The 501-nt window shown below is 32.7% G+C and carries 1 pseudogene; it reads right to left on the bottom strand.

Going from position 1 to position 501, the window contains the following annotated elements:
* Positions 1–112 precede the first annotated feature (112 nt).
* A pseudogene (locus ASJ81_RS15205) lies at positions 113–501 on the bottom strand (hypothetical protein); the annotation flags it as partial.

The raw sequence follows: 501 nt of genomic DNA, 5'->3' as shown, positions 1-501 counted from the left end.
TTTTCTTCTTAATCAACAGTTTCCATTATTTTTATCATCATGAATTATTTCTATCAAAATTTCATACTTACCAGTAACCAGAAAAAGAACCCTATTTTTCTAATCCAAAAAGTTATGAACTTCTTAACCTGCTAATCCTTGCCTTTCTTCTCAGCTCATTATCTTGGTTTAATATTCTTGCAATTTCCCAGGCATCAACTCTTTTCAACGGATTATGGTACTTTAGTATCCATATAACCCCAGAAATTGAAATTTTGTACATTTTGTTGAACTTTTTCTGATAAGAGAGTAAAATAAGCATTACAAGCATTACTAACGCCATATGATGGTGCCATGCATTCCAATTTCTCACCATATATTCGGACATTCCACAGTTTCCTTTTGCATCCTGAAATGCTCTCTCAATCCAATACCTTGAACTCTGCATTTTTGCAAGTTCATCTAATGAAGTGTCCTCAGAGGCGTTGCAGAGTGAATATTTAATTTCATTAGATTCTATAT

Source organism: Methanosarcina spelaei, from assembly GCF_002287235.1.
Lineage (GTDB): Archaea > Halobacteriota > Methanosarcinia > Methanosarcinales > Methanosarcinaceae > Methanosarcina > Methanosarcina spelaei.
The sequence above is the reverse complement of the archived record's forward strand: the minus strand, read 5'-3'. Positions and strand labels throughout refer to the sequence as shown.